Here is a 23,702-nt window from a genome sequence, read left to right on the forward strand (position 1 = left end):
ACTCTGCCGGCGACATGGACTACTGGCCGTTCTTGTCTCAGTCGCAGTACGCTGCCGCACTCGGTGCGCCCGTGTATTTGTCCGAGGCGGGAGCTAAAAATTAATTCATTCAAGCCGGCGCGACCTCGCGACGCGACTTCATTCATTCGTTAGACGCCCCCAAATGCCACATCGAACCTTCCTTCTAAAATGTACATCCGACACTCGCTTCCAAACTACCTGGCTGCGGGCTATCGTATTATCCGGGAGAGAGAACTCAAGAATTCGATGCCGTTGCGGACATAGCGAGATCTTTATGAGGTCAAGGTGTGGCATCTGACTCCATCCTTAGGCAACAGAACAAATATGTCACTACTGATTCGAGAAGTTTCAACAACAGATGTGCCTATGGAACTGCTACTGCTTTCCGACCCTTCGGAAGACAAGGTTCGCTCCTACCTTCCAAGGTCGAGGTGCTTCATTGCTTCAAGTGGTGGGGTGCTTGTTGGCGCATGTGTGGTCCAGGAACTTGGTGCAGGCGCACATGAGCTGATGAGCATCGCCATACGACCAGCCCATCAGAAATCCGGCTACGGCACAGCGCTCCTAAAATGGGTCATTGACTTCTTTCGTGGATCTGGCGCAAGTCAAATGGAGGTGGGCACCGGTTCGTTTGGCTATCAACTTGCCTTCTACCAGAGGCATGGTTTCCGGGTTACCGCCATTGACCGTGACTTCTTCGTCAACAACTATCCTGAGCCGATATTCGATGGCGGCATCCAGCTCTTTGACATGTTGCGTCTCATGCTGAAGTATCCCGCCACTGTTGCCTGAAAATTCCCAAAAGACTTCCCGTCAACTGCTTTTTCTGCGGACTGCGGCCGTTGATCATGCATCCATCTTCTTCTCCCGCTGACCACATCCAGGCGTGACCGGTTCTCGGCTGCCGGCATCACGATGGGCAGGGACAGAACAAACTGGTGTCAGCCGATAGCAACACTTCACTTTATTAAATCCACTATGCCACACCTTACCCTTGAATACACCGACAGCCTTCCTCAGTTCAATGCTGGCGAAACATTAGCCGCGCTCAACAAGTCTCTTGTCGCATCAGGCCATTTCGATGAAATTGATATCAAGAGCCGTGCCATTCGACTCACCACCTACCTTGTCGGCACGTCCACCGATAGCCACGCATTTATTCATGCCAAGCTCGCTATCTTGAGTGGTCGATCAATTCAAATCAGGCAAGCACTTTCGGAAAGCTTGCTCCACGCGTTGCAGGCAAGCAGTTCAAAGTACACAGATACTCATCTTCAAATTTGCGTCGAAGTTCAAGAGATTGAGCGTGAAACTTACTCCAAGTCGACATCCCCCAATACAGCAAAGGAAGAAACATGACAGCATATGTCATTGGCCACATCACCGTGAAAGATGCGGATAAATGGGCCGAATACCGGAGCCAGGTGCCGGAAACGCTTGCTCCCTGGGGGGCCGAGCTGGTGCTCCGTGGAACACGGATGGCGGTACTGAGTGGGCGGCACAGCCACTCGGATACGGTCGTCATACGCTTTCCGGATTCGGAGTCCGTAGCCAAATGGTACAACTCGGCCGCTTATCAAAAACTCATTCCTTTGCGCACGCAGGCAGCGGACGTCGATCTGATCAGCTATGAGGGAGCGTGATAACTTGCTTGCCAATGTTGTCATGACGCTGTTTGCGCGCTACGACGGCGAGCTGATGAGATCACCTCCCGCAACCGAACCGGGCTCGAAGCGGCTTGGGCCGCTGGATGCGGCGCAGCAGCGTGCGTGGGCGGCCCTCGAATCCTGGTGCCGGGCCGGCGTGGGGGATGGACGGTCGCCTTTCTGGCGTCCTCGGCAGTTGCCCGATGTGCCGGAGCGCTTCAGCCTGGCAGCCATGGTGGGAGGAAACAGCGCTGGCAGATCACATCTGGCCGAAACCTTTGCGCTTCATCTCGACCGCAATGATGAACTCGCCGCGCTGTCTGCCGATTCAAGGCTGAAGGGCTGGTGCCTCAAACTGGCCGTGAAATGGCACGAGCTGTGGTGGTGGCGAAAACGACACCCGCGCCAGCCCTGGGACTGCGGCTATCTGCTGGAACATCCCGCGGCAATGGCCCGGCTGGCACACTTCAGGCCACGCCGGCCCACGCTGATCATCGCCGACGAGTTGCGCGACGGCAGCCTTGAACAGGTATTGCAGGCACTCGGTACAGCGAAAGCGGATTTCCGCCATCCTGTTCGCTTGCTCGTGATCGATGCCGCCTTGCCCGGCATGCTGGAACTGCGTTTCGACACCGATGCCCAACGATGGCATACGCCCGTGCATGATTTGGGCCAGGTGTCGGTGATCGCCCTTTCCGGCACACAGATGGCTGACAATGGCGAACGAAGTCCGCCCCCATAGCAGAACGTCAAGGAGATTGCCATGAAAGGTTCGTGCCTGTGCGGTTCCATCGAAGTCTCGGCGAGCGACCATGCTGAAGTCGGGCTTTGCCATTGCTCCATGTGCAGGCGCTGGTCGGGCGGCCCGATGTTCGCCGTCCACTGTGGAGCCGAGGTGCAGTTCAGCGGCGGCATGCCTTCCACCTATCGTTCATCCGATTGGGCCGAACGCGGCTTTTGCCCCACATGCGGTACGCACTTGTTCTACCATCTGCTGCCGAGCAACGAATACATCCTTCCAGCTGGGCTTTTCCAGGACGCGCAATTCCGGCTCACCAATGAAATCTTCATCGACGAGAAGCCACCGTTCTACGATTTCAGCAACGAAACGCACAAGCTCACCGGCCAGCAGGTATTCGAGCAGTTCATGCCAGATGACAAAGAAAGCTGAAGCAAACTTTGCAAGGCTCTTCCCGACGCACGGCACGCATGGCCATGCACCGTGTCGTTCCGTCTCATCACGCGCGAGATAGCGCAGGTTGCCGTCCGGCTGCGCATCGATGCGCGCCGCCAGCGCTTCCATGCAGGGCGAGAACAGCGCACCACCGATGCCTGTGAGGCAGGCGCCGAGCAGCATCATCGCCGCCGAATCGGCAGCGGCAAGGCACAGATGGCCCGCGATGCGCACCCGGAGCGCGCCCAGCGTGCAAAATGCTGGCTTGACTCCCTGACGAGACCCAGCGCCTTCGCCGTGACCAGCCTCATCGATTTCACCGATCCCCGCGACAGCAGCGCGCCGCGCCTGCGCCATGCCTTCGGCCAGCCTCGCACGGTGCTGGCCGCACACAGCCTTGACGAGGTGCGTCCGCTGCTCGATGCGGTCGAGGCCGCCGCCCGCGCAGGCGCCTGGGCGCTGGGTTATCTGCGCTACGAAGCCGCACCCGCGTTCGACGCGGCGATGACCGTGCATGCAGCGGACGGACCGCTGGCCTGGTTCGCCATCCACGACACCCCGCTGCCCTGGAACGGGGAACCGGGGGGCGGTGCAGCAGAGGTCGATTGGCACACCCTGCCCACGCGTGCCGCCTTCGATGCTGCCCATGCCCGCATCCAGCGGGCGATCGCCGACGGTGTGCTCTACCAGGTCAACCACACGGCACAGTTGCGTGGACGGCTGGCGGGCGACGACCGTGGCCTGTTCGCCGCGTTGCAGCGGGCACAGCCGGGCGGGTATGCAACACATCTCGACTGCGGCACCAACGACGGTAACGAGGATCGCGTACAGGTGCTGTCCGTCTCGCCCGAACTGTTCTTCGACTGGCGCGGGAACGAGATCCTGACGCGGCCGATGAAAGGCACGGCCCCGCGCGGTACCACACCCGACGAAGATGCCGCGCTGGCCGCTCGGCTGCGCGCCAGCCCCAAGGAGCGCGCCGAGAACGTCATGATCGTGGACCTGCTGCGCAACGACCTCTCGCGCATCGCCGAGCCGCACAGCGTGCGCGTGCCCGCGCTGTTCCACACCGAAGCCCTGCCCACTGTCTGGCAGATGACTTCCGACGTGGTGGCGCGCACCCGCGCCGGCACACGGCTCGCCGACGTGTTCGCCGCGCTGTTTCCCTGCGGTTCGGTCACCGGCGCCCCCAAGGTGGAAGCCATGCGCATGATCCGCGCCCTCGAAGGCGGGCCGCGCGGCATTTACTGCGGCGCTGTCGGCGTGGTTCGTCCCTACGTTTCGCCCGACGGCCAGCGCGGCATTGCCGCCACCTTCAACGTGCCGATCCGCAGCATCGAACTGAAAGGCAGCAATGCCCGCTGCGGCATCGGCAGCGGCATCGTCTGGGGCGCAAGCGCCAAGGACGAATGGGCCGAATGGGCCGCCAAGCGCGCCTTCGTCGAGCGCGCCAGTGCGCCATTCGACCTGCTGGAAACCCTGGGTCTGCACGGCGGCAAGCTGCGCCACCGCGACGAACACCTCGCCCGCATGCGCGCCGCCGCTGCGCACTTCGGCTACCCCTGGGATGAGTCACGCATCGAGGCCTGCCTCGATGATCTCGCCCGCACGCACGGCCAGGGCGCCTGGCGCGTGCGCCTGCTGCTGAATGCGCAGGGCCTGGCCCGCGCCGAAGCAGCCGCCTTCGCTCCCACGCCGGCGCCGGTACTGCTGGCACTGGCCGACCGCCCCTTTCTCCAGGCGCACAGCGAATTCAGCCGCCACAAGACCACCCGCCGCGCGCACTACGCGGCCTTCGCTCCCACAACGGGCTCGGACGTGTTCGACACCGTGCTTTACAACGAAGCCGGCGAAATCACTGAATCCACGTTCGGCAACCTAGCCATGCTGATCGATGGCCGCTGGGTCACGCCGCCCCTCGCCTGCGGCCTGCTGCCCGGCATCGGCCGCGCCGTCGCCCTGCGCGAAGGCCGCGTGGTGGAGGCCGTGGTGCGCGTGCAGGATCTGCCGCGCGTGCAGGGCTGGGCCTTCATCAACAGCCTGCGCGACTGGTTGGAGGCACGGCTGGCGCCATCCAACTGACGGCTGGCCAGCTCAGAAGTCGATGCCCGCCTGCGCCTTCACGCCCGCCTTGAAGGCGTGCTTGCGGTCGGCGATCTCGCTGACCGTATCGGCCAGCTCCGCCAGTTCCGGCTTGGCGGCACGGCCGGTGACGATGACGGTCTGGCGCGGCGGGCGGGCGCGGATCGCGGCGATCACCTGATCGGTGTCGAGGTAGTTGTACTTGAGCATGTAGGTCAGCTCGTCGAGCAGCACCAGGTCGAGCGCCGGGTCGGCCAGCATGCGGCTGGCCTGCGCCCAGGCTTCGTCGGCGGCGCGCTTGTCGGCGTCCCAGTTCTGCGTGTTCCAGGTGAAGCCGGTGGCCATGGCGTGGTACTGGACGGCAGTGTCCAGCCCCTGCTTCTGCAGGAAGATGACTTCGCCGGTGGCGTGCGTGCCCTTGATGAACTGCACCACGCCGGCGCGCTGGCCGTGGCCGAGCGCGCGATACAGGGTGCCGAAGGCGGAGGTGGTCTTGCCCTTGCCGTTGCCGGTGATCAGGATGACGATGCCGCGCTCCTCCTGCGCGCGCCCGATGGCGGCATCGACGACTTCCTTCTTGCGCTGCATGCGCGCGTTGTGGCTCTGCTTCTTGTCCTCTTCCATCGGTCCGTCCTCCTTGCCATCGCTGTCGGAACCGGAGGGGGAAGAATGACGATGGTGCATGCGCGGCAAAGCCGCAAAGGCGGCGTAGGCGAAGCGCAAGCGGGCTGTCAGGCCCGCGCGACCGATCGGCAGTCCGCCCGCACCCCGGGGCATTCACCTGTCTCGTCGAACGGGTCGGTCTTCTGGCTCGCCTTCATCCGGTTGCCGCCGCCTTCCCGAAGCGCAAGGCTTCAGTGGCCGAAATGGCGGCGCCGTCTGGCTTACAGCAGCGGGGGCTGCGCCGGAATGGCGGGAAAAATGGGCGGCACGCCCCCCCGCTTCACCGGACTTCCTGTTTCGCTCCGCGCGCGAATGCCCGCGAAAGCTCCCGATCGATGCGGGCCGCACTATACGCCCGCAGCGGTGCCGCGGGCAATGCGCGCGCCGGCGATTCAGTTGCCGAGCAGGCTCTCGACCGGGACACCGATGCGCACATTCCCCCAATGGCGGCTGCCGGCCATGATCGGCATGGCGATGTCGCACAGGATCTCGCCGGTATCGCGGAGGTAAGTCTGCAACAGCAGGGGCTCGGTATTGCGCGCGGCACGCAGTTCGGACGGGCTTTCGAACTTGCGGCAGGTACGGTTGCCCACCAGATCCTGCTCGTAGTTGCCGGTCAGCGGCTGGGAGAATTTGGCGTTGTGCGCCGGCAGGTAGCTGTCTGCATTGACCGCAACGGCGAATACGGCGCCCCGGGTCGAGGCCAGGCTGTCATCGAGCAAGGCCTGGCAGCGGCGGGTGAACTCCTCGCCCCATGCCACACGGAATTTGGGCGGATTGGTGCCGGGGATGGGCTGGTAGCGCCAGTCGAAGATGTCGATGCGGCTAGCGGCCATCTGCTGGAGCTGCTCCTGCACCTCGTCGCGGAAGCGGCGCGTCTGTTCGACGATCCGGTCGAAGGCCCCGCGCCCGGTCTTGAAGCGCGACACCAGTTCCTGCACGCCTTCGGTCGCCTTGGCAAGCTGTTCCGTACCCTGCTCGCTCTCATCCATCTGCCCGGCGACGGTGTGCGACAGGGCATTGATGGCGCTGACCTTCTCATGCACGCTGACGTTGGTGTCCGCCAGCGAGCCCATCGCCGCGGCGATCTGCTCGAGCTGCCTTCCGGTCGTCTCGAACTCGCCCACCATGTAACCGAACTGGGTCGCCGAGCGGTCGACGACTTCGCGCGTCTGCAGCACGTCGGCATTGATCACTTCGTTCTCGTTGCGCGTCTCCGACACCAGTTCGAGCATGCCGTTGATGTTGCCGACGATCTCGGCGGTCGCGTTGTTCACCCGCTCGGCCAGCTTGCGCACCTCGTCGGCGACCACGGCGAAGCCGCGCCCGGCCTCGCCCGCCCGCGCGGCCTCGATTGCCGCATTGAGCGCCAGCAGATTGGTCTGGTCGGCAATCTCGCGGATCAGCACGGCGATCTGCTTCACGCTCTCGGAGCGCTGCGACAGGTCGTCCACGGTGTGGTTGAACGCGGTCACCTTGTCGCTGACGGAATTGATCTTGCCGGCGATGTCCTGCATCTCGTGCAGCGAACCGCGTGCGATGCGCAGATTCTCGGCGGTGGACTCGGCGATCTGCCGTGCGCTCTGCGACACCTGCTCGATGGCGGCGGTGGATGCACTGCTGGCGTCGAACACCGCCGTGGTCATCTGCCCCTGCTCCCGCGCGTGCCTGGCAGCAGCCTCGACGCGCAGCTTGACCTGCACCGCCTCGCGCGCGATGCCGACGCTGGTGGTGCGCACTTCGCCGATGATGTGGCGCATCTTCTCGGCGAAGTGGTTGTAGCTGCTGGCGAGCTCGCGGAACTCGTCATGGGTGATGAGCGGGAGGTCGCGCGAGAAGTCGCCTTCGCCGCGGCCGATCTCCTCGAAGATGCCGATCATGCCGCGGATCGGGCGCACGATCAGGTGGCGCAGGTAGGCGATCTGGCCGAGGATGCAGGCCAGCGACACGGCGCTGATGATGATCATCACCCATTGCCCGACGCCGAGCGCACCCAGGATGCGCGCCGCAAACTCCGGCGCGATGCCGCCTTCGGCCAGCGCGCGGTCGATCTCCGAAGTCTGCCAGGCCTGCACGGCCAGATAGCCCAGGTTGAAGAAGAACAGCAGCAGGAAGCTGCACAGCTTCTTGGTCAGCGTGTTCCAGAAGGTCTTCTCGACAGTCTCGTACAGCTGTCTCAACGTGCTCATTTGGTGTGGTTCCCGAGCTAGAAATCCGTATTCATCAACTGCTTCCGCCCCCTCTATCGGCTCCGGCCGCCTGCACTTGAGAACAGACTTCGGTGCAGAGCGCAGTAGTTTTTGGCGGAATATTCCCTACATCGGGGAGCGAAACAAGGACATAAATCTCGTTTTTGGCAAATAAAGCAGCCGACGACGTGCGAGCGCCGCGTCACTGTCCGCCATTCCGGCCGCTCTTTCGCCGTTCCCCACCCCTTCCGGCCGCAGCCTCGCAATTGCCCTGCCTGCGCCGGCCTGCGACAATCACGCCTTTGTCGCCGGCGCCATGCCGGCGCCCACGCATCCTCATCTCCCGAACCGAAAACATGTCCGATCAGACGAATACCCCGCCGCAGGACGAAAACCACCTGATCGCCGAGCGCCGCGACAAGCTCGCCGCCTGGCGCAGCAGCGGCCGCGCCTTCCCCAACGACTTCTCGCGCGAGAACACCGCCGGCAAGCTCGCCGAGCTATACGGCGACAAGGAAGCCGAGGAACTGGAAGCACTGCCGGTCGAAGTCAAGGTGGCCGGCCGCATCATGCTCAAGCGGGTGATGGGCAAGGCGAGCTTCGTCACCATCCAGGACCTGTCGGGCCGCATCCAGCTCTACGTGCAGCGCGACGGCGTCGGCGAGGACGTCTACGCCCAGTTCAAGACCTGGGACATCGGCGACATCGTCGGCTGCGTCGGCACCGTGTTCAAGACCAAGACCGGCGAGCTGTCGGTCAAGGCCGACGAGATCCGCCTGCTGACCAAGAGCCTGCGCCCGCTGCCGGACAAGTTCCACGGCCTCACCGACGTCGAGCAGAAGTACCGCCAGCGCTACGTCGACCTGATCGTCAGCGAGCAGTCGCGCTTCACCTTCGCCGCGCGCAGCCGCATCGTGCAGTCGATCCGCAACTACATGACCGGCCACGGCTTCCTCGAAGTCGAAACGCCGATGATGCACCCCATTCCCGGCGGCGCCACGGCCAAGCCCTTCGTCACCCACCACAACGCGCTCGACATGGAACTGTTCCTGCGCATCGCGCCCGAGCTCTACCTGAAGCGCCTGGTGGTGGGCGGCTTCGAGAAGGTGTTCGAGGTCAACCGCAACTTCCGCAACGAAGGCCTCAGCCCGCGCCACAACCCCGAATTCACGATGATGGAGTTCTACGAGGCGTACGCGAACTACCGCACGCTGATGGACTTCACCGAAGGCCTGATCCGCCAGGCCGCACGCGAGGCACTGGGCGCCGAGAGCTTCGTCTACCAGGGACGCGAGCTGGACCTGTCCAAGCCCTTCCACCGCCTGACCATCGTCCAGGCCATCCGCAAGTACCACCCGGAATTCACCGAAGCACAGTTGGCCGACGCCGAATGGGTCAGACAGCAGATCGTCGCCTTCGGCGAGAAGGTCAAGCCGGGCGGCCTCGGCAGCCTGCAGTTGCAGCTGTTCGAAGCCTGCGCCGAAAGCCAGTTGTGGGAGCCGACCTTCATCATCGACTACCCGGTCGAAGTCTCGCCGCTGGCCCGCGCCTCGGACAGCGACCCCGAGATCACCGAGCGCTTCGAGCTCTTCATCGTCGGCCGCGAGATCGCCAACGGCTTCTCCGAGCTGAACGACCCCGAAGACCAGGCCGCGCGCTTCCGCGCCCAGGTCGAAGCCAAGGAGGCCGGCGACGAGGAAGCCATGTACTTCGACGCCGACTACATCCGCGCGCTCGAATACGGCCTGCCGCCGACCGGCGGCTGCGGCATCGGCATCGACCGCCTGGTGATGCTGCTGACCGACTCGCCGTCGATCCGCGACGTCATCCTGTTCCCGCAGATGCGGCCGGAATAAGGCCGCGAGGCAAGACCGCCATGGCCGGAACCAGCCTGTTCATGCTGCTGGACGACATCGCCAGCATGCTCGACGACGTCGCCACGATGACCAAGGTGGCGACCAAGAAAACCGCAGGCGTGCTCGGCGACGACCTCGCGCTGAACGCCCAGCAGGTCACCGGCGTGCGCGCCGACCGCGAACTGCCGGTGGTATGGGCGGTCGCCAAGGGCTCGCTACTGAACAAGGCCATCCTGGTGCCGGCGGCGCTGGCGATCAGCGCCTTCGTCCCGTGGCTGATCGCGCCGCTGCTGATGCTGGGCGGCGCCTTCCTGTGCTTCGAGGGCTTCGAAAAACTGGCGCACAAGTTCCTGCATGGCAAGGAAGAAGACGAACGCCACGCCGAAGCAGTCAGGGCACGGATCGACCCGGAGGTCGATCTCGTCGCCTTCGAGAAGGACAAGATCAAGGGCGCGATACGTACCGATTTCATCCTGTCGGCCGAAATCATCGTCATCGCCCTCGGCGTGGTCGGCGGCATGCCTTTCGGCACCCAGATCGCGGTGCTGATCAGCATCGCCATCATGATGACCATCGGCGTGTATGGCGTGGTCGCCGGCATCGTCAAGCTCGACGACGCCGGACTCTATCTCAGCCAGCGCGCCAATGCGCTGGTGAGTGCGGTGGGCAAGGCCATCCTGTGGGCCGCGCCCTGGCTGTTGCGTGCGCTGTCGGTGATCGGCACGGTGGCGATGTTTCTGGTCGGCGGCGGCATCCTCACTCATGGCCTGCCGCCGGTGCATCACCTCATCGAAACGCTCACCGCCGGCATCGGCGGAATCACCGGTGCGTTGCTGCCCAGCCTGCTCGACGGCGTGTTCGGCATCATCGTCGGCGCACTGGTCCTGGTCGTGGTCAGCATCGCCAGACGCATGCTGCCTGGTCAATCCGCTGCACACTGAACACCGATGCCCATCATCCCGGCACGTCTCGCCTTTGCCGACGACGGCACACCCCGCTCCGACACCTTCGACGACATCTACCACTCCAGCGACGGCGGCTTCGGCCAGGCCCGCCACGTCTTCCTGGCCGGCAACGACCTGCCGCAGCGCTGGCGGGGGCGGGACCGCTTCGTCGTGCTGGAGACCGGCTTCGGCCCAGGCCTGAACTTCCTCGCCACCTGGGCGGCCTGGCGGGCCGATCCGCAGCGCTGCGGACGGTTGCATTTCGTTTCCTGCGAGCTGCACCCCTTCAGCCGCGACGATCTCGCCACGCTGCATGCGCGATTGCAGTCGGGCCAGTCCACTGGCTGGCCCGAGGATTGGCCCACGCTCGCTGAACTCAGCGCCGAACTGCTGTCGCAATGGCCGGTGCTGGCAGCCGGTCTGCACCGGCTGCACCTGGACGGCGAGCGGGTAGCGCTGACGCTTTGTTTCGGCGACGCCCGCGACGGCCTGGCGCAGATTGCCGCGCGCGCCGACGCCTTCTATCTCGACGGCTTTTCGCCCGCCAGGAACCCGGAACTCTGGTCGCCGAAGATCTGCCACCTGCTCGCCCGCCTGGCCGCGCCGGGCGCGACGCTGGCCACCTGGTCGGTCGCCGGCACGGTGCGCGAGCATCTGCGCCACGCCGGCTTCGACGTCGAAAAGGCGCCGGGCTTCGGCGGCAAGCGGCAGATGCTGCGCGGCCGGCTGCGCGAACAGAAGCACGCAAGCACGGCTAGCAGCATGCCCTCCCCGGCCGCATGCCCTCCGCCCGCACGCCACGCGCTGGTGATCGGCGCCGGCCTGGCCGGCTGCGCGCTGGCCGAACGGCTCGCCGCACGCGGCTGGACCATCGAACTGGTCGATGCCGCCGCTGCTCCCGCGACCGGCGCTTCCGGCAACCTGGCAGGCGTGCTGCGGCCGCTGCCCAGCCTCGACGACAACCCGATGAGCCGGCTGACCCGCGCCGGCACGCTGTACGGCTGGCGCCACATCGCCCGGCTGCGGCGCGACGGCCAGGCAATCAAGGCCGAGGCCTGCGGCGTGCTGCATCTGGCGCGCGACGACGCCCAGGCGACGAAGATGAGCAAGGTCGTCGAACGGCTCGCGCTGCCTGCCGAACACCTGCGCTGCGTCGATACGACCGCGGCATCGGAACTGGCGGGCTGGCCGCTGCCGATCGGCGGCTGGCATTTCGGCGACAGCGGCTGGGTACAGCCACCCAGCCTGTGCGCCGCCAACCTGGCGCATCACGCCGATCACATCCATGGCCACTTCGGCCATGCCGTCGCCCGTCTGCAGCACGACGGAGAAACCTGGCAGGCCATCGACGCCGAGGGCGGCACGATCGCCCAAGCCCCTGTGATGGTGCTTGCCGCCGGCACCGGCGTGCGCGAGCTGCTGCCGCCCGGCCTGCTGCCGGTGGTCAGCGCGCGCGGACAGGTATCGATTCTGCCCGCCGCGGCCGACAGCCCGCCGCACCTGGTCGTCTGCCGCGGCGGCTACGTCAGCCCCGAAGTCGATGGCCTGCGCTGTGCCGGCGCCACTTTCTCGGTGGACGACGAGGACACCGGTCTGCGCGATGACGACCACGCCGAGAACCTCGCCAAGCTCGACGGCATGCTGCCCGGCATCGCCGCCGGCCTGTCGCCCGGCGACGTGGCCGGCCGCGTCGGCTTCCGCCCTGCCTCGCCCGACCGCCTGCCGATGGTCGGCGCCCTGCCGATGCCGGGCCCGGTGGATCACGGCACGCCATTGCCGGCCATACCCCGCCAGCCCGGCGCCTGGGTGCTGTCGGGCTATGGCGCGCGCGGCCTGGTATGGTCGGCGCTCGCCGCCGAACTGCTGGCCAGCCAAATCGAAGGCGACCCCCTGCCACTCGAGCGCAATCTGTGCGACGCCATCGATCCGGCCCGCTTCCTGCTGCGGCCCCGGGCGTGAATATATCGAGGGACATCCGTGCATACCGTCGAGACCGTGTTGTTGGTGCTGATGCTTGGCGCGCTGACCGGCATCACCGCCCGCTATCTGAGTGCCATTCCGCTGCCGCTGATCCAGATCGGCCTCGGTACGCTGCTGGCCTGGCCCCAGCAAGGCCTGCACATCGCCTTCGACCCCGAGCTGTTCCTGCTGCTGTTCATCCCGCCGCTGCTGTTCGCCGACGGCTGGCGCATTCCGAAGCGTGAGTTCTTCTCGCTCTACAAGCCGATCCTGAAACTGGCCTTCGGCCTGGTGTTGTTCACCGTGCTCGGCCTGGGCTATCTCATCCACTGGCTGATTCCGGAGATGCCGCTGACCGTCGCCTTTGCGCTCGCCGCCGTGGTGTCGCCCACCGACGCGGTAGCCGTGTCGGCGATCACGCGCAACCTGGGCATGCCGCCGAAGACGATGCACGTGCTCGAAGGCGAATCGCTGCTGAACGACGCATCCGGCCTGGTCGCGCTCAAGTTCGCCATCGCCGCCACGCTCACCGGACTGTTCTCGTGGAACGAGGCGGCGAAAGAGTTTCTGTGGATGGCCGTGGGCGGGCTCGCCGCCGGCGCGCTGATCGGCTGGGGTTTCGCCGTGGCACGCGACACCGTGACCCGCAAGCTCGGCGACGTCGCCGCCACCCAGATGGTGCTGCTGCTCGTGCTGCTGCCCTTTGCCGCCTACATCGTCGGCGAGCGCATCGGCGTGTCGGGCATCCTGGCCGCGGTGGCCGCCGGCATCACGACCAATTTCGCCGACCTAAACCGCAGCGAATTCATCACCGAGCGGATGCAGACCGAAGGCACCTGGGCCTTGGTGGAATCCGCCTTCAACGGCGCCATCTTCCTTTTGCTCGGCCTGCAGCTTCCGTCCATCATCGGCACCGCGCTGGAGCAGGCGGGCGAGCATTGGTGGGTGCCGGTCGGACAGGTCGTGGCGATCTCGCTGGCCTTGCTGCTGATGCGCTGGCTCTGGCTCAGCACCGGCGTACACACCAGCCTGGACCGCGCGCACGCCGAAGGCAAGCTGGCCGAAAAGCCTTCGCGGCTACTGACCCTGGCGACCACGCTGGCCGGCATCCGCGGCGCGGTGACGCTGGCCGGCGCGCTGTCGGTACCGCTGCTGCTGAACGACGGCAGCCCCTTCCCCGGCCGCAATCAACTGGTCTTTCTCGCCACTGGCACCATCCTGCTCACGCTGCTGATCGGCAGCATCGGCCTGCCGCTGGTATTGCGGCGCCTGCCGCCAAGCGGCGAACCGGCATCGATGCAGGAAGAACGCCTGGCCCGGCTGGCCGCATGCCAGGCTGCAATCGCCAGCATGGTGCTGGACAAGACCCAGGCCGACACCGCCGATCCGCAATGGCTCGCGCAATACCAGGAATCCGCCGGCCGCCTGACCCAGGAATACCGCAAGCGCATCGACCTGCTCGACGACGACACCCCAGCGGCAACGCCCGAGGCACAGGCCGAGGCGCCCGACGCGATCCTCCAGCGCCGCCAGCGCTACGTCGTCGAACAGGAGCTGCGGCTGCAGGCACTGCACGCCGAACGCAACGCGCTCTACGCCGAACGGCACGCCCACCGGATCAACGACGAATCGCTGCGCAGCCTGGTCGCCGAACTCGATCTGACAGAGACCGCGCTGCGCAGGCGCCTCGACGTCGCCCGTCGTGCCGCCAGAATGGCGGCGAACGCAGTGGCATCCTCGATGCCGCCGCGGGAGACTGGCCCCCATTGACATGGCCCTTGAACAGGCTGCTGCCGACCAGCCCTTGCGTCCCTCGCCAGGTCGATGCCTGGGTGCTGTCCGGCTACGGCGCACGCGGCCTGGCATGGTCCACGCTCGCCGCCGAACTGCTGGCCAGCCTGATCGATGGCGAACCGCCGTCAGAACGAAACCTCTGCGACGCTGTCGACCCAGCACGCTTCCTGCTGCGCCCGCCACGCGCAGGGCGATGCACTGAAGAATAGGCGACCATGCCACAGTGGGCCGGACGTGCGTGGCCGGGGATCGATTCAGGCAATGGTATGCAGCAACCCGGCAAGGCTCGGCAACCGCAACATGCTACCGGCCCGGATGCCGGCAGGCAGCTTGCTTTCGAGTCGGGGAGATGATCATGGCTGCGCAGGACGCCCATCTCACTTCCGCCCTGGCGGACATCGAACGCCGCCTGGCAGCGACCCAGACACTTGCCCGCGTCGGCGACTGGACGCTGGAACGGGACACCGGACGCATGCGCTGGTCACCGGAGCTCTTCCGCCTGTTCGAGCGCCCCATCGAACAAGGCGTGCCCGACATCAACGAAGCCCTGGCCTACTTCAGCCCTGAATCGCTCGAACTCACCCGCACCGCCTTCTGGTACGCGATCGACAAGGGCGAGCGCTGCACGCTCGAGCAGACCGCGCAACTGCCCTCCGGCACGACCGCACACTACGTCACCGAAATCGTGCCGGTCGCCGACGGCGACGGCCGCGTGTTCATGCTCTACGGCACGGTGCAGGACATCACCGAGCGCAAGGCGCTGGAAGCCGAACGCCTGCGCCAGATCGCCCGCGTCGCCGAACTGTCGCGCCGCCTGCTCGAAGTCGGCGAGCGCGAACGCCGCCAGCTGGCTGCCGCCCTGCACGACCGGGCGAGCCCCAACCTCGCGGCGCTGAAGCTGATCTTCACCAACCTCCGCAATGCGTTGCCGGACACGATGTGCAGCGAACTGGAGCCTTTGCTCGACGACGCGGCCGCTCTGCTCGCCGACACCGATGCCGGCATCCGCGACACCTGTGCCACCCTGCATCCGGCCACGCTCGACTATGCCGGCCTTGCCGCCGCGATCCGTGAGTATGCCAACCTGGTCTCCCGCCACAGCGACATCCGAGTACTGCTCGAACTGGACGAGGACATGAGCGGCCTGCCTGCCGAATTGCAGGCCATGCTGTTCCGCATCGCGCAGGAAGCCCTGACCAACTGCGCCAAGCACGCATCCGCAAACCGGATCCGGATCGAGCTGCGCCGCCGCGGCAAGGACATCACCCTGCGCATTGCCGACGACGGCTGCGGCTTCGATCCGGAACTGCTCGGCCAGCACGGTAGCACACCCGGCCTGGGGCTCATCACCATGCGGGAGCGCGCCGAGCTGGCCGGCGGCCGCTTCACGCTGCGCTCCGCACCCGGCGCCGGCACCGAAATCGAGGTCGTGCTCGCACCCCATGCACATCGCTTCCCGAGAGGCAGGCCATGAAACCACTGAACATCGTGCTCGCGGACGACCACCAGATGTTCCGCCATGCCCTGCGTGCGCTGCTGGAAAAGGAACCCGGCCTGGCCGTGGTCGGCGAAGCCGCCGACGGCGAAGCCCTGCTCCGCCTGCTTGCCGAACAGCCGGTGGACATCGTCTGCATCGACATCGGCATGCCGGGCATGAACGGGATCGAGGCCACGCGCCGCCTGCTGGCGCTGTATCCCGGCATCCGGGTGATCGGGCTGTCGGCCTACTCCGACCAGCAGTTCGTCATCGACCTGCTCAATGCCGGCGCCCAGGGCTACGTGACGAAGGCCGCAGCCAGCGACGACCTGCTGCGCGCCATCGACAACGTCCGGCACGGCCGCACCTATCTCTGCCCCGAAGTGGCCGGTGCGGTGGCCAGCGCACTGCGCTCCGGCACCGAACCGCGTACCGGCGCGCCACAGCTGACCGCGCGCGAGCGCCAGGTGCTGCAGCTGATCGCCGAAGGCCACACATCGGTGCGCATCGCCGAGCGGCTTCACATTGCGCCATCGACCATCGAAGTGCACCGGCGCAACATCATGCGAAAGCTCGATCTGCACAGTGTCGCCGAGCTCACCCGCTATGCCATCCGCAACGGCATCTGCCAGGTGAGCGAATGATATCCGGGGTGTCCGGGATGTATTTACGCGACGTTACACGGCCTACCTGTTTACCGGTACATCCAAACACCCTGAACGGGGTATATCCCCCTCCTGCCTTTGACATTAGCATCGAGGACTTCAAGCAACCCAATACCCACACCTGCGAGGAAGCCAAGATGACTACCCACCCGTCCGTACAAAAGTTCGCAGCAACTGCCAACTCCAACCTGCAGACTTTCCAGTCGCTGGCCGACATCGTCCTCGATGCCTCGGAACAACTGCTTTCGCTCAACGTCGAGGCCGCCCGCTCGCTGTGCGCCTACGCTTCGACCCAGACCCTGCCGCTCGATGGCGAAGAACTTCGCAACCGTTTCGCCAACGGCATCAATGTGAACAACGAACACTTCGAGCAGGCCACCGAATACCTGCGCAACGTGAATGAAATCTGCCTGCGCGCGCAGTCGGAAATCGCCGAAATCAGCACCCGCCACATCAGCGAAGTCAGCAACTCGATGCAATCGCTGTTCGACGAAGTCTCCAAGCTGACGCCGGCTGCCACGCTGGAAACCTTCGTCACGCCGACGACGAATGCACGCAACACTGCCCGCAAGGCTGCCTGACCCAAGCCGAAGCGGTAAACGGCGAAGGCCCCGAAAAAACTTCGGGGCCTTCGCCGTTTACGCCCCCGCCGGGGGGCTGGCTTTCGCTCAGAGGTAGCGGTCGAGCCGCATCAGCACCCGCTCGCGCCCCAGCACCTCCAGCACCGCGTCGATCGACGGCGTCTGCGGCACACCCAGCACGACGACGCGCAGCGGAATCGCCACCTGCGGCATCTTCAGGCCGTGCTCGGCCATGGTGTCCTTGATCGCCTGCGACAGCGCCGCCTTGTTCCACCCCGCGCCGGCCAGACGCCCGCGCAGGCTGGCCAACGCGGCCTTCGCAGCATCGTTCAGGTGCTGGCCGATCACTTCCGGCGCCGGATGCACGTCGGCGACGAACAGCTCGACCGAATCAGCCAGCTCGTTCAGGTTGGAAACGCGATCCTTGTACAGTGCGACCACTGCTTCCAGCGAGACGCCGGTCTCGGGGTTCACGCCGCGCCGCGCCAACCGGTTGGCGACCTGCGCGGCCAGGAAGGCGTCGTCCGCCTTCTTGATGTACTGGGCATTGAGCCAGTTGAGCTTTTCGGTGTTGAACTGCGCTGCCGAAGGCGTGATGTGGTCGAGGTCGAACCACTCGACGAACTGCGCGCGGCTGAACACCTCGTCGTCGCCGTGGCTCCAGCCCAGGCGGGCCAGGTAGTTGATGACCGCATCCGGCAGGTAGCCGTCGTCGTCGTACTGCATCACGCTGACCGCGCCGTGGCGCTTTGACAGCTTGGTGCCGTCGTCGCCGAGGATCATCGACAGGTGGGCATACAGCGGCACCTCGGCACCCAGCGCCCGCAGCACGTTGATCTGGCGCGGCGTGTTGTTCACATGATCGTCGCCGCGGATGACATGGGTGATGCCCATGTCCCAGTCGTCCACCACCACGCAGAAGTTGTAGGTCGGCGTGCCGTCGGCGCGGGCGATGATGAAGTCGTCCAGCTCGGCGTTGGCGATCTCGATGCGGCCCTTGACCAGATCGTCCCAGGCCACGGCGCCATCCACCGGGTTGCGGAAGCGCACCACCGGCTGCACGCCTTCGGGCGGCTGCGGCAACAACTTGCCGGCCTCCGGCCGCCAGCGGCCGTCGTAGCGCGGCTTCTCGCCGCGGGCGCGCTGCTCCTCCCGGATGCGGTCGAGCTCTTCCGGCGACATGTAGCAATGGTAGGCTGTACCGGCAGCCAGCATCTGCCGGATCACCTCCTTGTACCGCTCCATGCGCTGCATCTGGTAGAACGGGCCTTCGTCATGCTCCAGGCCCAGCCACTGCATGCCGTCCAGGATGGCCTGCACCGCCGCGGGCGTGGAACGGGCAACATCGGTATCCTCGATACGCAGGATGAACTTGCCGCCATGGCGGCGGGCGAAGGCCCACGAGAACAGCGCCGTGCGCGCGCCGCCGATGTGGAGATAACCGGTGGGGCTGGGCGCGAAACGGGTGCGGACGGGGCGGGGAACGGAAGGCTGGGGCATGGCTGGAAGCTGTCGGATGCGCAGAAAAGCGAAGGGCGGATTCTAAGCCATTGGGCCGGGCTTGCGGCGTGGCCTCCCGCACAATCTTGACCATCTGTTCTTCAGTAAAACGGCTCTTGCGCATGACTTCCTCTCCTGCTTGGAAGCCATCCTCTCAAGTTTCAACTGGTCCGAAAAGACCGGAGCAGGTCACTTACCTCGAATGCCAGACGCGAAAATCACTTGTCACTCCGGGAGGCGTCCATATAAGCAATTCCCTAAGAAAAATCCATCTGCCAACCTCACCCAACCCCCTCCCTATTTTGAATAAATAATTTCACAAAAACATAACCAATCGCCAACCCCACTAACACTGAAACAGGCCCAATAAAAGCATAAATCAAAGCCATGAATGACGCCCCTCCATGCTTTGCAGAATCAGAGCAGGAAAAAAAATCATAAACAATGAAATTAAATACAGAAAAAATAAAGACAGAAAAATAAAAGCATCTACCATCTTTCATAAGCGCAGCGGCAATCAAAATAATGAATGGAATTGCATTTATGTAAGCTATTTTGTAAAAATCATCGCCCCTCAACCCAAGACATACTCCAGCCAATTTAAATGTAAAAATAGCCACAGCAATCAGCACCACCATCCGAACAACAGCGCTTTTTATTTTACTTTCTAGCATTCTCAAAAGCCTCTCCACCAAACCAATCAACGGCGAAATAATAATCTCTTGCAACGGCTTCGCAGTATTTTCTCATCAACCAATTTTCTTTAGAGCAAGCCTCATTCATATCCCGTTTAAAATTATCGTCACACTGTTTTTTAGATGGGCCATTTTTCTCACCATAGCAAATGTCGTGTTTGCGGCAGGCAGGAAAGAAATCGAAGCTTAGCGGACGGTCGGGAACAAAGTTGTCTGTTTTCGAGTCTCCGCATCCGTGTCCTAAAGGTTGGCCATCTTTTCGAGGAGCATCTCTTAGCCTCTCGAAGAGACCAGGTTGATCCGATCTCGGAATGCCTGCCACTCTGTCAGCCATAATCAAGCGACCATCAACATATTGCAATCCTAACGGATCAATTCCTTCCACTGGATTCACTGGATAGCGGAACCAATTCACTCCCCCTGAGAACCCAATCGGATCCTGATTGACATAAGCCCCAAGCGTTGCATCGTAGTACCGGTGTCGGTTGTAGTAGAGCCCGGTTTCAGGATCATGGTGCTGTCCCGGCAGCCGAATGGGCTGATATAGCCCCTTCGGATTGTGCTCCGCCAGCACATTGCCCCAGGCATCCAGGCTCGCCGCCCAATCGATCTGACCCGTTTCGCCAATCAGCGCTTGCGGCGTGCCCAGGTGATCGCACAGGTAGTGCCTCACTTCAATATGCTTGCCATTGCCCACTCGATGCGCCAGCGTCTGCTGCTGCAAGTCGTGAAGCTGCTCGCCCATGAGCGCCAGCGCATCGGCGGGCATACCGATCTGCCGTCCCTTGTCTTGCAGCAGGGCGAGGGTACCGGCCAGATCGGTCAGCATCGGCCGTAATGTGTCTTGCACGATGGTGTCAGGGATGCTTTCCAGCAATGCCTGCAACGGCTCCGCGCCGGATTTTTCCGTAGCACGCAGTTGAATCAACGGTGTGAAGCCACCAGGTTCATAGACGGTGTGGATGATCTCCGGCACGCGCCTTTCCGGGCAATGCCGCTCGGTGTGGATGAGCCGATCGCCATCCCAACCGAAGTAGGCTACCGCGCCCGTGCTGTCGTACTTCGCCAGCCGCCGGCCAAAGGCATCGTAACGGTAGCGCTGCGCGCGGCGCTCTTCGCCCGTTTCTCTGTGCACCTCGATCAGTTGCTTGCTCGCATCGTAATCCAGCACCATTCGCTGGCCGCTGACTTCGTCTTCACTCTCGCGCCGGTTGCCCCGGCTGTCGTAGCGGTAGCGCAGACTGGCGCCTTCGCTGCCCACGTCCCTGTCGCTGTGGTGGTGGCCCACCCGGTTGCCCGGCCAGTAGGTGATCTCCGCGCCGTTTTGCGCACCGGCTTTGCCTTGCAGCACGTTGTAGTGCGGCGCCATCCAGTCCGGCTTGAGCTCGTCCGCCTCTTGCATTGGACGTTCGCCGATTGGTAAACGATTACCTGCGGGGTCGAAGCGCCAGCGCTGCTCGCCTGCTTGCGGGCTCTGGGCGGCGGTCAGGCGCCCTGCGGCGTCGTAGCCGAACCGGCTCGGCCCCGCTGGGCTCTGGATACCGATCATCTGGCCCAGGCTGTCGTAGTGGTAGTGACGAGCCGTCAACGCCCCGACCAGAGCCGGTGGCGGGCGAACCGGATCGACTGCTGATGCGAAGACATCGGCCCTGTCGCCAGACAAGCCCGTCAATTGCATGGCTTGCAGCCGCCCGGCTGAATCCCAGCTCAGTCGACGCATGAGCGGCTGCGATGCAGCCGGATCACGCGCCATGCCCAACTGCCGCCGAATCTCCCGGTGCAAGGCATCCCGTTCGAAGTCCACAAGGCTTTCACCCTGCCACGTGACACCGTGCAGGTGGCCCGAGCCATACAGCAGGTAGCCAACCTCACCCAGCCCTTGCAACTGGCTCGCCGTGCGATTGCCCAGCGCGTCCAGCGTGTGGACGATGCGGTGTTCGAACTCGATTTGCGCTTCGGCGCTATCGATCTTGAACAGCCGCTGCACTTCCCCAATCAGTCGTCCTGCTCCGTCGCGCTCGATATCGACCTGGCTGTGCAGCTTCGGGCCCTTCGCTTCGTGCTGCCAGACACTGGCCTGCTCGAGATCGCCTGCTTTGTTCCAGCGGTAGCGATGGGTACTGGCCGGCGCGTGTTCGGTGGCAGGCAGATGACGCGCGACAAGCTGACCCGCCTCGTTCCACTCGTAAGTGCTGGTGTGGTTCGGCAGCCCTTGTTCGTCGGTCCAGCCGTCACTCGATTCGGTCAGTTGGCCTGCCGCGTCGTACCGGTAGCTCTGCACCCGTGCATCGAATCCGGTCTCGCGTATCAGCCGGTCCATCACGTCCCATTCGAAATGGCTGTGCTCCGCGTTCTCGTTGACCAGCTGTGTCAGGCGCCCGGCACGGTCGTAGGCAAAGCCCAGCGTATGGCCCGCATGGCTGCGCCGTACCAGCCGACCCCACAGGTCGTATTCCAGGCTGACGAGCGAGGCCGTGGTACTGGGCGGGATGCTCGCCTCCTCGTGACCAGCCTGTACCTGACTGATCTGCCCCTGGCCATCGTAGCGATAGCACTCGAAGCCGCCGTCCGGGTAGTGCACCGCCTGCAGCCGATCCCGGCTGTCATAGACATAGCGAATGCGCTTTCCCAGCGCATTGGTCACCACGGCGATCTGGCCCCAGCGGGTGTAGGTGTATCGGGTACTGTAGCCCGAGCAATCTGTGTAGCAGGCGAGCAGCCCCTCACGAGTGTATTCGAGTTTTTTGCGCCCGCCCTTGGCGTCGATGATGAGAATGGGTTTGTCGGCGTTGTACGGATCCTGCGACGGATCAGGGTAGGCATAGTTTTCGCTGCTACCGTCGGCCCCGGTGATGCGGATGAGCCGGTGATGAGCATCGTAATAGTAGCTGGTGGTGCGACCGGCTGCGTCGATGCGGCTTTGCAGCAGGCCGGTCGCTTCGTCGTAGCGCTGGCGGCTGGTGCTGCCGTCCGGGCCCTGGCTACCCAGTAACTGGCCCGCCGGACTGATTTGCAACTGCGTGGTACGGCCGAGCGGATCGGCGACCAACGTCAGTTGGCCATAAGCGTTGTAGCTGCGGCGCAGGGTGCTACCGTCTGCACGGCGGTGTTCGACCAAGCGTGCCAGTCCGGCCTCGCCCTGAAACACATAGGTTTCACTGCGGCCCAAGCTATCGGCAACCTCGCAGGCTTTGCGCGGTTGCTCCTGCACGCCGGGCAGTTCCGTATAGGTAAAGCGGTAATCCAGCCCTTGTTCGTTGCGCTGCTCGATCACCCGCCCACCCGGCTCGTCGCGGTCGTAGCGGTAGCGGTGCTCGGGGCCGGTGCGTTCCTGGTGCAGCACCATCAGGTGATTGCGCCAACCAAAGCGTCGAACCGGCTCGCCGTGGCGATCATGCACGGCGATGAGATCGCCTTCGCCGCTGTAGCGGTAACGCACCAGTGCGATGGGCTGGGCGCCGTCCTGGCCGGATCGAGGGTGAATGGGGTCGAACACCAGATCCACGCCCGCCAAGCGGACACCGCTGTCGGCCTGCCATCGATACCCCGAGGGGCAATGCCGTGCATCCCGTGCGGCGTGGGTGCGAGCATAGTGGAGGTGATAGTGACGTCCCACGCCGTCTTCGATGCCGGTGATGCGCGGCTGGCCCAGGATCTCTTCCCAGCGATAGCGCTGCGCGCGTCCGAGCCGGTCGAGTTTGCCGAACAGCACCCAATCCGCGCGGGGCTCGGGCACAGGCTTTGCATCCTTGCGTGCCGCGTCCATCGCCTGCCAGTTCGACGGCCCGAAGACCCACACGATATCGCCCGTGCCGTTGCTGGCAAAGATCAGATAGGCATTGCCTGCCAGCGCGGGGGCAATGTAACCGAAGCGGCCTTCGTGCCAGTCGGGCAGAGCGGCTGGCTGAGCCGTGGCCGCACCGGGGCCTGCGCCCCGCAGCAACCAAAGATCCTCGCTCGGGCTGTAGAGGTGCTCACCCGGCGCCAGTGCTTCGAAGGTAATGATCCGGCCTTGTGTGTCATGCAGCAGCACCGTGTCATCCCGTACGGTCAGCCTCAGCTCCAGCGGCATGGACCAGCCATAGCCCAGAACGCCGCAGTACCCGCCATGTTCGGCATTGACGTAGCTGCTGTACTGGCGCTGCCACACCAACGGCATTGCCCCAGGCAGCGCAAAGTCCAGATCCGCTGCCCCCGACAACACCTTCACACCCAGCGACGGATTGACCGGGCTGCCCACCGCCACCCCACCCGGACATTCCGAGCACGCCACGCCCCCCTGGCTGCCAATGAGCACTGTCGGCGCCCCCGTCACGATCACGCCATCCGAGACACCGTCCGTGATTCGTGCCGCTGGCTTGCCACTCATCTTCTACCCCTGTCCGTTTGCGTTGTTTTTGATCTGGTGGATACCCGCTTTTTTCGACAATCCGGAATGATTTCCGCGATCCTCGCT

19 protein-coding genes and 1 riboswitch are annotated in these 23,702 nt (G+C 64.3%); of the genes, 14 read left to right on the plus strand and 5 right to left on the minus strand.

Annotated elements, in window-relative coordinates; genetic code table 11:
• The first annotated feature begins 387 nt into the window (after positions 1-387).
• The 6 genes from TBU01S_RS16970 (at position 388) to TBU01S_RS16990 (ending at position 4,923) form a co-directional block, all read left to right on the plus strand.
• Positions 388-813: a GNAT family N-acetyltransferase gene (locus TBU01S_RS16970; protein WP_068638306.1), complete on the plus strand. Its 426-nt coding sequence runs from the start codon at positions 388-390 to the stop codon at positions 811-813.
• A gap of 123 nt (positions 814-936) precedes the next feature.
• Positions 937-1,380, plus strand: coding sequence for a 5-carboxymethyl-2-hydroxymuconate Delta-isomerase (locus TBU01S_RS23195; protein ID WP_217999653.1), 444 nt, complete (start codon positions 937-939; stop codon positions 1,378-1,380).
• A complete protein-coding gene (locus tag TBU01S_RS16975; RefSeq protein WP_068638308.1) occupies positions 1,377-1,664 on the plus strand; it encodes a DUF1330 domain-containing protein in 288 nt (95 codons plus the stop codon). Before TBU01S_RS23195 ends, TBU01S_RS16975 begins: the two co-directional genes overlap by 4 nt.
• Before the next feature lie 22 nt (positions 1,665-1,686).
• The gene (locus TBU01S_RS16980) at positions 1,687-2,409 is read left to right on the plus strand and encodes a hypothetical protein (protein WP_068638310.1); all 723 of its coding nucleotides are present in this window, start codon (positions 1,687-1,689) and stop codon (positions 2,407-2,409) included.
• A gap of 21 nt (positions 2,410-2,430) precedes the next feature.
• Complete coding sequence (locus tag TBU01S_RS25135) at positions 2,431-2,838, plus strand: GFA family protein (RefSeq protein ID WP_068638312.1); 408 nt, start codon at positions 2,431-2,433, stop codon at positions 2,836-2,838.
• Positions 2,839-3,138: 300 nt separating this feature from the next.
• The gene (locus TBU01S_RS16990) at positions 3,139-4,923 is read left to right on the plus strand and encodes a chorismate-binding protein (RefSeq protein ID WP_068638375.1); all 1,785 of its coding nucleotides are present in this window, start codon (positions 3,139-3,141) and stop codon (positions 4,921-4,923) included.
• 12 nt (positions 4,924-4,935) lie between these two features.
• Here the strand turns inward: TBU01S_RS16990 and cobO are convergent, their stop codons facing one another.
• Together cobO and TBU01S_RS17000 are read right to left on the minus strand one after the other, a co-directional pair.
• Entirely contained in the window at positions 4,936-5,547 is a 612-nt protein-coding gene (gene cobO / locus TBU01S_RS16995; protein WP_068638377.1) for a cob(I)yrinic acid a,c-diamide adenosyltransferase, read from the minus strand.
• A 155-nt stretch (positions 5,548-5,702) separates the two neighbouring features.
• Positions 5,703-5,933: riboswitch (cobalamin riboswitch) on the minus strand.
• Positions 5,934-5,978: 45 nt separating this feature from the next.
• Complete coding sequence (locus tag TBU01S_RS17000) at positions 5,979-7,775, minus strand: methyl-accepting chemotaxis protein (RefSeq protein WP_068638314.1); 1,797 nt, start codon at positions 7,773-7,775, stop codon at positions 5,979-5,981.
• Positions 7,776-8,131: 356 nt separating this feature from the next.
• Here TBU01S_RS17000 and lysS point away from each other — a divergent pair, with 356 nt between their 5' ends.
• From lysS to TBU01S_RS17040, 8 genes are all read left to right on the plus strand, one after another.
• Entirely contained in the window at positions 8,132-9,631 is a 1,500-nt protein-coding gene (gene lysS, locus TBU01S_RS17005; RefSeq protein WP_068638316.1) for a lysine--tRNA ligase, read from the plus strand.
• Between the two features lie 20 nt (positions 9,632-9,651).
• Positions 9,652-10,572: a DUF808 domain-containing protein gene (locus TBU01S_RS17010; RefSeq protein WP_068638318.1), complete on the plus strand. Its 921-nt coding sequence runs from the start codon at positions 9,652-9,654 to the stop codon at positions 10,570-10,572.
• A gap of 6 nt (positions 10,573-10,578) precedes the next feature.
• Positions 10,579-12,534: a bifunctional tRNA (5-methylaminomethyl-2-thiouridine)(34)-methyltransferase MnmC2/FAD-dependent 5-carboxymethylaminomethyl-2-thiouridine(34) oxidoreductase MnmC1 gene (mnmC, locus tag TBU01S_RS17015; RefSeq protein ID WP_068638320.1), complete on the plus strand. Its 1,956-nt coding sequence runs from the start codon at positions 10,579-10,581 to the stop codon at positions 12,532-12,534.
• 18 nt (positions 12,535-12,552) lie between these two features.
• Complete coding sequence (locus TBU01S_RS17020; protein ID WP_068638322.1) at positions 12,553-14,304, plus strand: Na+/H+ antiporter; 1,752 nt, start codon at positions 12,553-12,555, stop codon at positions 14,302-14,304.
• 8 nt (positions 14,305-14,312) lie between these two features.
• Positions 14,313-14,537: a hypothetical protein gene (locus TBU01S_RS17025; protein WP_068638324.1), complete on the plus strand. Its 225-nt coding sequence runs from the start codon at positions 14,313-14,315 to the stop codon at positions 14,535-14,537.
• A gap of 146 nt (positions 14,538-14,683) precedes the next feature.
• Positions 14,684-15,802, plus strand: coding sequence for a PAS domain-containing sensor histidine kinase (locus TBU01S_RS17030; protein WP_068638379.1), 1,119 nt, complete (start codon positions 14,684-14,686; stop codon positions 15,800-15,802).
• Positions 15,799-16,449, plus strand: coding sequence for a response regulator (locus tag TBU01S_RS17035; protein WP_068638326.1), 651 nt, complete (start codon positions 15,799-15,801; stop codon positions 16,447-16,449). Before TBU01S_RS17030 ends, TBU01S_RS17035 begins: the two co-directional genes overlap by 4 nt.
• Positions 16,450-16,607: 158 nt before the next feature.
• A complete protein-coding gene (locus TBU01S_RS17040; RefSeq protein ID WP_068638328.1) occupies positions 16,608-17,051 on the plus strand; it encodes a phasin family protein in 444 nt (147 codons plus the stop codon).
• 87 nt (positions 17,052-17,138) lie between these two features.
• Here TBU01S_RS17040 and gltX read toward each other — a convergent pair whose 3' ends face one another.
• The 3 genes from gltX to TBU01S_RS17050 form a co-directional block, all read right to left on the minus strand.
• Positions 17,139-18,551: a glutamate--tRNA ligase gene (gene gltX, locus TBU01S_RS17045; RefSeq protein WP_068638330.1), complete on the minus strand. Its 1,413-nt coding sequence runs from the start codon at positions 18,549-18,551 to the stop codon at positions 17,139-17,141.
• A gap of 281 nt (positions 18,552-18,832) precedes the next feature.
• Complete coding sequence (locus TBU01S_RS23995) at positions 18,833-19,225, minus strand: hypothetical protein (RefSeq protein ID WP_157659185.1); 393 nt, start codon at positions 19,223-19,225, stop codon at positions 18,833-18,835.
• Positions 19,212-23,615: a phospholipase A2 gene (locus TBU01S_RS17050; protein ID WP_068638332.1), complete on the minus strand. Its 4,404-nt coding sequence runs from the start codon at positions 23,613-23,615 to the stop codon at positions 19,212-19,214. The genes TBU01S_RS23995 and TBU01S_RS17050 overlap by 14 nt, the downstream gene beginning before the upstream one ends.
• Positions 23,616-23,702: the final 87 nt, after the last annotated feature.

It is taken from the genome of Thauera butanivorans NBRC 103042 (genome assembly GCF_001591165.1).
Classification (GTDB): domain Bacteria; phylum Pseudomonadota; class Gammaproteobacteria; order Burkholderiales; family Rhodocyclaceae; genus Thauera; species Thauera butanivorans.

Bases quoted from the DNA above. Each gene is read 5' to 3' on its own strand.
- TBU01S_RS16970 (WP_068638306.1), top strand. From the start codon at position 388: ATGGAACTGCTACTGCTTTCCGACCCTTCGGAAGACAAGGTTCGCTCC.
- TBU01S_RS23195 (WP_217999653.1), top strand. From the start codon at position 937: ATGGGCAGGGACAGAACAAACTGGTGTCAGCCGATAGCAACACTTCAC.
- TBU01S_RS16975 (WP_068638308.1), top strand. From the start codon at position 1,377: ATGACAGCATATGTCATTGGCCACATCACCGTGAAAGATGCGGATAAA.
- TBU01S_RS16980 (WP_068638310.1), top strand. From the start codon at position 1,687: ATGACGCTGTTTGCGCGCTACGACGGCGAGCTGATGAGATCACCTCCC.
- TBU01S_RS25135 (WP_068638312.1), top strand. From the start codon at position 2,431: ATGAAAGGTTCGTGCCTGTGCGGTTCCATCGAAGTCTCGGCGAGCGAC.
- cobO (WP_068638377.1), bottom strand. From the start codon at position 5,547: ATGGAAGAGGACAAGAAGCAGAGCCACAACGCGCGCATGCAGCGCAAG.
- TBU01S_RS17000 (WP_068638314.1), bottom strand. From the start codon at position 7,775: ATGAGCACGTTGAGACAGCTGTACGAGACTGTCGAGAAGACCTTCTGG.
- lysS (WP_068638316.1), top strand. From the start codon at position 8,132: ATGTCCGATCAGACGAATACCCCGCCGCAGGACGAAAACCACCTGATC.
- TBU01S_RS17010 (WP_068638318.1), top strand. From the start codon at position 9,652: ATGGCCGGAACCAGCCTGTTCATGCTGCTGGACGACATCGCCAGCATG.
- mnmC (WP_068638320.1), top strand. From the start codon at position 10,579: ATGCCCATCATCCCGGCACGTCTCGCCTTTGCCGACGACGGCACACCC.
- TBU01S_RS17030 (WP_068638379.1), top strand. From the start codon at position 14,684: ATGGCTGCGCAGGACGCCCATCTCACTTCCGCCCTGGCGGACATCGAA.
- TBU01S_RS17035 (WP_068638326.1), top strand. From the start codon at position 15,799: ATGAAACCACTGAACATCGTGCTCGCGGACGACCACCAGATGTTCCGC.
- TBU01S_RS17040 (WP_068638328.1), top strand. From the start codon at position 16,608: ATGACTACCCACCCGTCCGTACAAAAGTTCGCAGCAACTGCCAACTCC.
- gltX (WP_068638330.1), bottom strand. From the start codon at position 18,551: ATGCCCCAGCCTTCCGTTCCCCGCCCCGTCCGCACCCGTTTCGCGCCC.
- TBU01S_RS23995 (WP_157659185.1), bottom strand. From the start codon at position 19,225: ATGCTAGAAAGTAAAATAAAAAGCGCTGTTGTTCGGATGGTGGTGCTG.
- TBU01S_RS17050 (WP_068638332.1), bottom strand. From the start codon at position 23,615: ATGAGTGGCAAGCCAGCGGCACGAATCACGGACGGTGTCTCGGATGGC.